The organism is Xanthomonas sp. SHU 308, assembly GCF_000364645.1.
Lineage (GTDB): Bacteria > Pseudomonadota > Gammaproteobacteria > Xanthomonadales > Xanthomonadaceae > Xanthomonas_A > Xanthomonas_A sontii.
Map to the genome: position 1 here is coordinate 1 of NZ_AQOK01000194.1, position 9,639 is coordinate 9,639.

Annotated in this window: 8 protein-coding genes; 4 read left to right on the forward strand and 4 right to left on the reverse strand. The window is 69.7% G+C overall.

Annotated features, from left to right (window positions below):
- The 4 genes from D588_RS0107750 to D588_RS0107765 all read left to right on the forward strand — a co-directional run.
- Positions 1-719: phosphotransferase (locus D588_RS0107750; RefSeq protein WP_017915564.1), on the forward strand; the 719-nt coding region annotated here is incomplete at its 5' end.
- Between the two features lie 104 nt (positions 720-823).
- Positions 824-3,004, forward strand: coding sequence for a TonB-dependent siderophore receptor (locus D588_RS0107755; RefSeq protein ID WP_017915565.1), 2,181 nt, complete (start codon positions 824-826; stop codon positions 3,002-3,004).
- 498 nt (positions 3,005-3,502) lie between these two features.
- On the forward strand, positions 3,503-4,075 hold the full coding sequence (gene pnuC, locus D588_RS0107760; protein ID WP_026143490.1) for a nicotinamide riboside transporter PnuC: 573 nt from the start codon (positions 3,503-3,505) through the stop codon (positions 4,073-4,075).
- A gap of 173 nt (positions 4,076-4,248) precedes the next feature.
- Positions 4,249-4,980, forward strand: coding sequence for a UTRA domain-containing protein (locus D588_RS0107765; RefSeq protein ID WP_017915567.1), 732 nt, complete (start codon positions 4,249-4,251; stop codon positions 4,978-4,980).
- A 191-nt stretch (positions 4,981-5,171) separates the two neighbouring features.
- On the opposite strand, the gene D588_RS0107770 is transcribed toward D588_RS0107765, so the two are convergent.
- Genes D588_RS0107770 through xpsN form a run of 4 tightly spaced genes read right to left on the reverse strand, consistent with a single transcriptional unit; the run spans position 5,172 to position 9,534 of the window.
- Positions 5,172-5,630, reverse strand: a complete 459-nt coding sequence (locus tag D588_RS0107770; RefSeq protein ID WP_017915568.1) for a hypothetical protein — start codon at positions 5,628-5,630, stop codon at positions 5,172-5,174.
- A complete protein-coding gene (locus D588_RS0107775; RefSeq protein ID WP_017915569.1) occupies positions 5,623-6,456 on the reverse strand; it encodes a hypothetical protein in 834 nt (277 codons plus the stop codon). Before D588_RS0107775 ends, D588_RS0107770 begins: the two co-directional genes overlap by 8 nt.
- A gap of 4 nt (positions 6,457-6,460) precedes the next feature.
- On the reverse strand, positions 6,461-8,749 hold the full coding sequence (gspD, locus tag D588_RS0107780) for a type II secretion system secretin GspD (RefSeq protein WP_017915570.1): 2,289 nt from the start codon (positions 8,747-8,749) through the stop codon (positions 6,461-6,463).
- Between the two features lie 11 nt (positions 8,750-8,760).
- Complete coding sequence (gene xpsN / locus D588_RS0107785) at positions 8,761-9,534, reverse strand: type II secretion system protein XpsN (protein WP_026143492.1); 774 nt, start codon at positions 9,532-9,534, stop codon at positions 8,761-8,763.
- Between the last annotated feature and the right edge of the window lie 105 nt (positions 9,535-9,639).

Below are 9,639 nucleotides of genomic sequence, written 5' to 3' on the forward strand. Positions count from 1 at the left end.
CCGCCGGCCGCGCGCTGGCCGCGCTGCACCGTGCCGCGGCCGGCTACGCCGCGCCGCCGCGCAGCACCACCGTGCTGGTCGCCAACCTGCGCCTGTTCGCCCAGCCGCAGCCGTTGCAGGCGCTGGAGCACGATCTGGCACGGCGTCCGGCGCTGGCCGCATGGCTGCAGCAACGCGACTGGCAGGACGACCTGCGCGTGCAGCTGCTGCCCTGGCACGCACAGGCCTGGCCGCTGCTGCAGACACCGCCGCCGGCACTGTGGACGCATGGCGACTGGCACGCCTCCAACCTGCTGTGGCGCGGACACGGCGCCGCCAGCACGGTCAGCGCGGTGTTCGATTTCGGCCTGGCCGACCGCAGCTTCGCCCTGTTCGACCTGGCCACCGCGATCGAGCGCAATCTGATCCCGTGGCTGCAACTGGACGACGGCGGCACCGCCGTCGCCGATCTCGACCAGCTCGATGCGCTGCTGCACGGCTATTCCACATTGCTGCCGCTGGACGCGGCGCACCTGCGCCTGCTGGCCGCGCTGCTGCCGCTGGTGCATGCCGATTTCGCGCTCAGCGAGATCGAGTACTTCGCCGGTATCACCGGCTCGCAGGCGCACGCCGACATCGCCTACCGCCGCTACCTGCTCGGCCACGCCGCCTGGTTCGGCGAGGACGAAGGCCAGCGGCTGCTGCGGCACCTGCAGCGGCGTGCCGCGGCCGCGCCATGAACCACCGCATCCACCCCGACACATCCGCCGTCACGCCTGCCGCGCACGCACCGCGCGGCGCTGCCGCTTCCCACTTTCGTTTCGTTTGCCCGAGGTCGTTCCGCATGCTTCCCACCCGCCGTTTCCCCGCTCCGCACGCCCTCGCGCTGGCCCTGGCCACCGTCCTGCCGTTGCCGGCCCTGGCCGCCGACGATGCGCCGGCATCCGCCAGCACGCAGACCCCGGTCGAACTGGACGCGGTCAACGTGCAGGGCCGGCAATCGCACAACCGCAGCAGCCTGAGCGGCTACGGCGACGCACCGCTGCTGGACACGCCGATGGCGATCGACACCATCGACCGCACGCAGCTGTCCGACCGCCAGGTGCGCGTGCTCAGCGAGGTGCTGCGCGCCGACGCCGCGGTCGGCGACAGCTATGCGCCGATCGGCTACTACGAGAACTTCCTGGTGCGCGGCTATTCGCTGGATGCGGCCAACAGCTACCGCATCAACGGCCTGACCATCGCCGGCGAGCAGAACGTGGCGCTGGAGAACAAGGAGCAGGTGCAGGTGCTCAAGGGCCTGTCCGGGGTGCTGTCCGGCATCACCACCCCGGCCGGCGTGATCGACTACCAGACCAAGCGCCCGCAGCACGTGCGCAGCCTGGTGCTGAGCGGCGACGACGACGGCAGCCGCGGCGCGGCGGTGGACCTGGGCGACTGGTTCGGCAGCGAGCGCCAGTTCGGCCTGCGCGTCAACGCCGCGCACGAGACCCTGCGCAGCTATGTCGATCACGCCGACGGCCACCGCAATTTCCTGTCGCTGGCCGCGGACTGGAACATCGATCCGCAATCGACCCTGCAACTGGACGTGGAATACCAGGACCGCCAGCAGCGCTCGGTGCCGGGCTACCAGTTGCTCGGCGGCACGCAGCTGCCGAGCAAGGTGTCCGTGCATCGCCTGCTCGCCTACCAGCCGTGGTCCAGGCCGGTCGGCATCGAGGCGCTGAATGCGCAGGCGCGCTACGAATACCGCTTCAGCGACGCCTGGCATCTGCAGGTGGCCGCCTCGCACAGCCGCGCGCTGATCGACGATTACTCCAGCTTCGCCTGGGGCTGCTACGGCGCGGCCAGCTGCGCCGGCGACGCGGTGCCCAACCACTTCAGCCGCGAAGGCGACTACGACATCTACGACTACCGCAGCCCTGCCGACAGCCGCCGCAACGACGAACTGCAGGCGATCGCCAGCGGCAGCGCCAGCACCGGCGTGCTGCAGCACCAGTTCCAGGTCGGCGTCGACTACCTGCATCGCACCATCGACCGCCACGGCTCGATCAACGAGATGATCGGCAGCGGCAACATCGACGCCGACCCTCCGCTGCTGGCGGAGGCCGACGCCGTGCTCGGCCCCAAGCGTCGGCGCCTGGACAGCGCGCAGACCGCGCTGCTGGCAAGCGACCGCATCGGCATCGGCGAGGCCTGGCAGTTGCTGGTGGGCGCGCGCCAGGTGCGCTACGACGAACGCGCCTGGGACCGCGACGGCAGCCTGACCCGACGCACGCGCCGCTCTGTGTTTCTGCCGCAGGCGGCGCTGCTGTTCAAGCTGCAGCCGTCGCTGTCGCTGTACGCCAGCTTCGCCAAGGGCCTGGCCCCGGGCGGCACCGCGCCGTGGTTCGCCAGCAACGCCGACAGCATCCTCGCCCCCACCAGCGCCTACCAGCGCGAGGCCGGCATGAAGTTCGAGCGCGATGGCGTGACTTTGGGCGCGGCGCTGTTCGACATGCGCCAGGCCAACCAGTACGCGCAACCGCAGGCCGACGGCAGTTTCCTGTTCGTGCAGCAGGGCCGCCTGCACAACCGCGGCATCGAACTGTCCGCCGCCGGCACGCTGGGCGCCGGCCTGCACCTGCAGGCCAGCGTCGCCGGCATCCGCGCGCGCGCCGAGGACACCGGCACGCCGGGCGACGAAGGCCACCAGGCACTGAACGTGCCGCGGCTGCGCGCCAGCGCCCAGGCCAGCTGGGACGTGCCTGGCGTCAGCGGCCTGGCGCTGCTGGGCGGCGCGCAGTACAGCGGCGCCAAGTACGCCGACCGCAGCGGCCAGGTCGCCGTCGGCGGCTACAGCGTCTACACCCTCGGCGCCCGCTACGCCACCCGGCTGGGCGCGGTGCCGACCACACTGCGACTGAGCGTGGACAACCTCACCGACAAGCGCTACTGGCGCGACGTCGGCGCCTACGAAGGCGACGACTATCTGTTCCTCGGTGCGCCGCGGACGGCGCGGCTGGCGCTGCAGTTTGAGTTTTGAGGAGCTGGGAATGGGGAATCGGGATTGGGGATTCGTGAAAGCCGGAAGCGAGACATGGAGCTTCACCTTGTGGGATCGGCTTTAGCCGCGACGCGCCGCGGCTGACGGGTTGCGGCTGATCCCTACAGTGAGACAAACGCTGCTCCTTCGGCAAACACTGTCTTCTTCGTTCGCAAACGCCTGGCCCTGTTCTCCGGATCCACCATGACTTCTCTCGAACACCAGCCGCGCCGATGACCAAGGTGGCAATCCACTGTCATGCAGTCGAGACGCGCGAAGTGATGTGCTTTCCGATGGCGCAATGCGTCGGGACTGAAGTCCCTCCCACAGTGCACTCGGCCGGTTTGCCGCCAGCCCCTGCGGGAGCGGCTTCAGCCGTGACGCGCTATTACTGACGGGTCGCGGCTGAAGCCACTCCTACAACACGCGCGCAATGCACTGCGCTCGCGAACCGCCCGCCAATCCCGAATCCCCACTCCCCAATCCCGGCCTCCCAACATGTCTCCTCTCGAACTGCTCGCCGTGCTGGTCAACGTCCTGGGTGTGTGGCTGACCGCGCGGCGGGTACGTTGGTGCTGGCCGGTCAACGTGGTGGCGGTGCTGTTGTACGCGTGGCTGTTCTATCAGTGGAAGCTGTATTCGGACATGCTGCTGCAGGGCCTGTACGTGGTGCTGCAGTGCTACGGCTGGTGGCGCTGGAGCAACGGGCTGGGCGACGACGGCAAGGTCCAGGTCGGGCCGCTGCCATGGGGCGAAGGCCTGCGTTCGCTGCTGGCCGGCGCCGTCGGCGCGGCGCTGTTGGGCTGGTGGATGCACCGTCACACCGATGCGGCGCTGCCGTGGCTGGACGCGGCGTTGTCGGCGTTCAGCGTGGTCGCCAGCGTGTGGGCCGCGCGCAAGCGCATCGCCAACTGGGGCCTGTGGATCGTGCTGGACTGCGTCTACGTCGGCGTGTTCGTGTACAAGGGGCTGTACCCCACCGCCGCGCTGTACGCCGGATTCGTGGCGTTGGCGGTATACGGACTGCGCCTGTGGCAGGCCGATCTGCGCCGCGCGCAAGCCGTCACCTGACACGCCACGCGCTCTTTGCCGCCTGGCGGCACAGCGCGTGCCGTCGTCAACTCGATGCGAATGGCGCGCCGCAGCCGCACGAGCATCACGCGAACATCAGTCGCCCGCATCGTCCGCGACCCTGCCGGCAGCGTAGTCTTGTCAGCAACGCTTCTCCACGCTCTGGATTTCGCATGCACTTCGCCACCGCCGCCGGCTTCGCCCAACGCATCGCCGATGCGCTGCTGGCGCGCATCGCCGCCGGCGAATGGCGCGCCGACCAGCGCCTGCCGGTGGAGCGCGAACTGGCCGCATTGTTCGGTTGCACCCGCATCACCTTGCGCGAGGCGCTGCAGCAACTGGAATCGGACGGGCACATCTACCGCGAGAATCGCCGCGGCTGGTTCGTCAGCGCGCCGCGGGTACGCCACGATCCCAACAGCATCGCCGGCTTCATGCAGTACGTGGCCGCGCAGGGCGGCGTCCCGCGCACCGAACTGCTCGCCGCGCAGCGCCAGCCCGCCGGCCCGGCGCTCGCCCGGCACCTCCACCTGGACGATCCCGATGCCGAGGTGTTCGTGCTGCGCCGCCGCCGCTGGATCGGACGGCGCGCCGTGCTGCTGGAGACCAATGCGATCCTCACCGCGTGGGCGCCGCGCCTGCTCGACCACGACCTGGCCGGCTCGTTGAGCACGGTGCTGACCCAGCGCCTGGGCTTGCGGCAGGCGCGCAGCCGGCTGTCGATGTATCCGGCCACGCTCGATGCCGAGCAAGCCGTGCTGCTGCAATCCACCGCCGGCACGCCGTGCTTCCGCCTGCAACGCGTCAGCTACGATCCCGACGGACGTGCCGTGGAATTCGACATCGAGTCCTGGCGCCACGACGTGCTGGAAGTGTCGGTGGATGTCTACGCGCCGCCGGAATGAGTCCGGCTTGTTCGCTATCGCGACACGAGGTGGAGACGCAGCGGACCACACCCGCTCCCAACCAGGAACCAACAGCGACGCCGCTGGCGTCTGATTGCAATATCAGTCGTGACCGACTGCCGCGCCAGCCGAGGGGTCAGGGAGCAACGCTTCAACAACCCTATAACAGGCGCACGTCGGCAATTTCCGCCTCACCACCAGAACCATAGACGATGGCTGCCCTTGCCGATGGCGTAGTCCCCCTGCCCGTTCGCAATGCCCGCGATGCCTTTCCGCAACGCCGCAAGCCACGCCGAGTCGACCTCAAGTGCAGCTGGCGCTGCGTCTACGGGAAAAGACCAGTGATCGTCGGTCGTGGACAGCGTGAAGCGCAGCTTCTCCGGCGCCACCCAAGCGGCGAGCCCGCGCCGGTTGTTCGGCACGCCAAGTTCGGTCTTGCTCGGTGCAGTAATGAGAAGCGTGCGGGAACCGGCGCCGTCGGCAGCCAAGGCGTCCAGCAACGCCAACAGCGACTGGCATCCAGTTGGATCTGCGTTGAGATGCCAGCCGGGATAGTTGCGCTCGTTCTCGAGATAGCGCCACAGCGAGATGCGGCCGGTTTGCGTCCAGCGATGGGCAAGCCGCAGGTCGGGCGGCGACAGGCTAGGCATCGAACAACGCACGTTGCGGATCCGGCGGCGGCAGCGTGTCGTACAGGCGCTGCAGCTCTTCGCGGCAGGCGCGCAGCGGATCGTGCATCAGGAAGCCGGCCAGGCGCGCGTGCCAGGCCGGCCAGCGCGTGGCCAGCGCGTCCATGTCGCCGTCGGCGGCGCGGCCTTCACCACTGCACGCGACATGCGCGGTCTCGCACAGCACGTTGCGCCAGCCGAGCCCGGCCATGCGCAGCGACAGATCGGTCAGCGCCGCATACCAGGAGCCGTAGCTGCTGGCGTCCAGCCCGCCGGCGCGCTGCCGCGCCACGCCACGCAGCACCACCGCATGGCACACCGCCGACGGCAGTTCCGGATGCAGCGGCGGCAGGGCCGCGCAGGCCCGTGCAAGGCGCTCGGGATCCTCGGGCAGCGGATTGATCTCGCCCAGCCGCGGCCACGCACAGGCTTCGCCGGCATTGCTCCACGGCGTGGCGCTGGCGATGGCCGCGTCGCGCGCCAGGCAGGCGCTCAACTGCAGCAACCAGCCCGGCCCGGGCTGCGCATCGGCCGCCAGCACTGCCACGTCGGCATCGCCGCAGGCACGCAGCATCTCGTCCACATGCGCGACCTCGCCGAGCATGCGCGGCCGCCGCGTGTAGTCGGCCTGCAGGCGCGTGCGCGCCAGCCAGGCCTCGATCACCCGGATGCCGCGCGGGCCGGCCTGCGCATCGTCGGCCAGCCACACGCGGGTGCCAGCCGACGTGTTCGCCTCCAACGCACCCAGGCAGGCGTCCAGCGCGACGTCGTCGACGCCGACCGCCAGCAGCACGATGGGCAGGCTCACCCGCTTACTTCTTGCCGCGTGCCGGCAGCGGCTTCATGGCCTCGAACTTCTGTCCGTATTCGTCGGTGAGATTGCGCGCTTCCTGCGGGTTGCGCACGATCGAGGGGGTCAGCAACACGATCACTTCCTGCCGATTACTGTCCTGGGTCTTCTGCCCGAACAGCGCACCAACCACCGGCAGCTTGCTCAGGTACGGCACGCCGTTGCTGCCGTCGGTGGTGCTGTCGCTGATCAGGCCGGCCAGCATGATGGTGTCACCGCTCTGTACCGCCGCCTCGGTCTTGACGCGACGGGTGTTGATCGGGACGTTGCAGGCGACGCTGGTGCCGGCGCTGGTGCCGCAATTGGTCGGCGCCGCTCCAGGCGAACTGACTTCCTGGACGATGTCCAGGAACACCATGCCGTCCTTGGTCACACGCGGACGCACCTTGAGGATCACGCCGGTATCCAGGTAGTTCACCGAGGAATATGTAGCGCCGGTGCCCAGGCCCGTGTCGACGCTGACTGAATTGATCGGGATGCGCGTGCCCACGTTGAGTGTTGCTTCGGCATTGTTGCGAACGAACACCGAAGGCGTCTGCAGCAGTTTGACATTGGTGACCTGATCCAGCGCAGAAATCACCGCGGCTGCGTTCCTGCCCAGGAAGGTCCAGCCCAAACCGCTGCTGCCAGTAATGCTGCCGGCGATGTCGCCCCAGATCTTGCGGCCGGCCGCGCTGGGCAGATTCGCGCCACCGCCAATGCCGATGTTGTCGGCATTGGCCGGCGCATTCACCGCCTGCTCGAAGTACCAGTTGACGCCATACTTCAGTTTACCGGTCAGATTGACCTCCGCCACCTGCGCCTCGATGTGCACCTGCATCGGCATCACGTCGAGCTTCTCGACCACGTCGCGGATCGAGCGCCAGGCCTGCGGGGTCGAGCGCACCAGCAGGGTATTGGTTTCCTCCACCGCCGACACGCCGACCTTGTCGCCCTGCACTTCCAGGGTCACGCTGCCGTTGCCGGACGTGCGCGGGGACAGCTGCAGACTGCCACTCCCCAAGCCGCCGCCACTGCTGCCGGAGGAACTGCTGCTGCCCAGGCTGTCGCTGCTGCTGCCCAGGCTCCCGCCCAAGCTGCCGCCGCCCAGGCTGCTGCTGTCGCTGCCGTTGAAGCCGCCCAGGCCGCCGCCGTTCAACTGGCTCATCTGCGAGCCCGGCATCAGCGAGGCGTTGGAGTCGCCGCGGTTGCCGCCGCCGGCGCCGAACACTTCGGCCAGGCGGTCGGCCAGGTCCTTGGCCTTGATGTACTTGAGCTCGTAGGAGAACAGCCGCGCGCCGCCGCCGGCGCTGTCGATGCGGTCCAGCCACTCCTGGATCTGGTCCAGGTAGCGCGCCTGCGGGGTGATCACCAGCACCGCGTTGGCGTTCTCCAGCGGCATGAAGCGGAACATGCCGGCACTGGGCGTCTTGCTGTTCTCGCCGAACACCTTCTCCAGGTCGGCCGCGACCTGCTCGGCTTTGCCCGACTGGATCGGGAACACCCCCACCGACATGCCCGACAGCCAGTCGACGTCGAAGATCTGCACGGTGCGCAGGTAGTTCTCCAGCTCGGCGCGGGTGCCGCCCAGGGTGATGACGTTGCGCGAGCCGTCGATGCCGACGATGGCGTTCGGCCGCGCGTACGGCTCCAGCACCTTCTTCATCTCGCTGGCGGAGATGTACTTCAGCGGCACCACGCGCACCTCGAAGCCGCGCGCGTTGGCCGGCGAGGCGGTGCTCGGCGCCACCGTGCCGGCCAGGGCCTGGTCGGCGGGGACGATGTTGTAACGGCCGCTGCTGTAGACCATGCGTGCGTTGTTCCAGCCCAGCACCATCTCCAGCAGGTTCAGCGCCTGCGCCGGCGACACCGGCTTGGGCGTGGCCAGGGTCACCGTGCCCTGCACGCCCGGCGCGATCACGTAGTTCTGCCCGAGCATGTCGCCGAGGATGGCCTTGACCACCGCCTGCAGCGATTCGCCCTCGAAGTTGAAGGTGGCGCTGCCGCTGCTGGCGTTGCCCAGCGACGGCGCCGGCGCCGCGGCGGCCGCGGAATTGATCATGGTGCCGCTGCCGCGGCGGATCACCGGGGTGGCGCGCTCGGGCAAGGCGTTGGGATCGGCCGGGCCGCCCTGGCCGTCGCTCTGGGTGCTGCCGGCCGCGCCGACCTGGGGGTTGATCGCGGCGCCGCGACGGATGTCCGGCGAGGGCGTGGTGGCGCAGCCGGCCACCAGGCCGATGGCGAGGAACAGGGAAAACAGACGCGGCGTCATGCGATCACTCTTCAAGGGTTCTGACCTGAGGGGTTGTTCTGGCGCTGTTGCTGCAATTGCCGACGGCGCGCTTCGATCCGCTCGCGGATAGCCTGCAACTGCTCCGACGACGGAGCCGGCGACGACGGCTGAGGGGCGCTCGGGGTCGGTGCCTGGTTGGGCACCGGGTTGGGGGTGGACTGGTTCGGCGGGCGCGGCGCGTTGGCGTTGGACTGGCCATTGGGCGCGGACGCCGGCGGCGGCATCTGCCCCTGCGCGGCACGCCCGGCCTGGCCGAGCACGGTCGGCGGCTGCCCACCCTTGCCGTCGAACACCTTCAATTCCAGGGTCTGGGTGCCGCCGCTGCCGCTGACCGTGGCCTGGCGCGGCGCCAGCGACAGCAGCCGCCAGCCCTGCACGGCGTCGCCGCCTTCCTTGAGGCGCAGCGATTCGCCCTGCTCGGTGGTCAGCGTCGCCATCTTGAAGCGGTCGGTGAGCAACACGCCGGTCAGGCGCACGTTGGGCGCGGCGGCCTGGCCGTTGTCGGCGCTGAGGAAGAACGGATGCGGACGGCGATCCTCGGCGAACACCGGGCGCGCGGCGATCTCGCCGTACTGCGAGAAATCGCCCAGGCGCTGCGTGGTGGCCGCGGGCAAGCCCGGCAGCCGCTGCAGCATCGACGGATCGTCGGGCAGCGGCGCCACGCGCTCGCCGAGCCCACCCAGGCCCAGCGCCCAGATCAGCAGCCCCCACAGCGCCAGCGTGCCCAGCCACACGGTACGCAGGCCCATCGCTTCAATTCGCATGGCGGCCCTCCACCTGTTGCGGCAGGTCCGCCGGCGCGGCATTCGCGGCGCCGGGCGCACCTGGCGGGTTGGTCGCGCTGGGCGTGGCCGGCGGCGGCGGCGACG

Coding starts and splice junctions, on each gene's coding strand:
- D588_RS0107755 (WP_017915565.1), top strand. CDS start 824: ATGCTTCCCACCCGCCGTTTCCCCGCTCCGCACGCCCTCGCGCTGGCC.
- pnuC (WP_026143490.1), top strand. CDS start 3,503: ATGTCTCCTCTCGAACTGCTCGCCGTGCTGGTCAACGTCCTGGGTGTG.
- D588_RS0107765 (WP_017915567.1), top strand. CDS start 4,249: ATGCACTTCGCCACCGCCGCCGGCTTCGCCCAACGCATCGCCGATGCG.
- D588_RS0107770 (WP_017915568.1), bottom strand. CDS start 5,630: ATGCCTAGCCTGTCGCCGCCCGACCTGCGGCTTGCCCATCGCTGGACG.
- gspD (WP_017915570.1), bottom strand. CDS start 8,749: ATGACGCCGCGTCTGTTTTCCCTGTTCCTCGCCATCGGCCTGGTGGCC.
- xpsN (WP_026143492.1), bottom strand. CDS start 9,534: ATGCGAATTGAAGCGATGGGCCTGCGTACCGTGTGGCTGGGCACGCTG.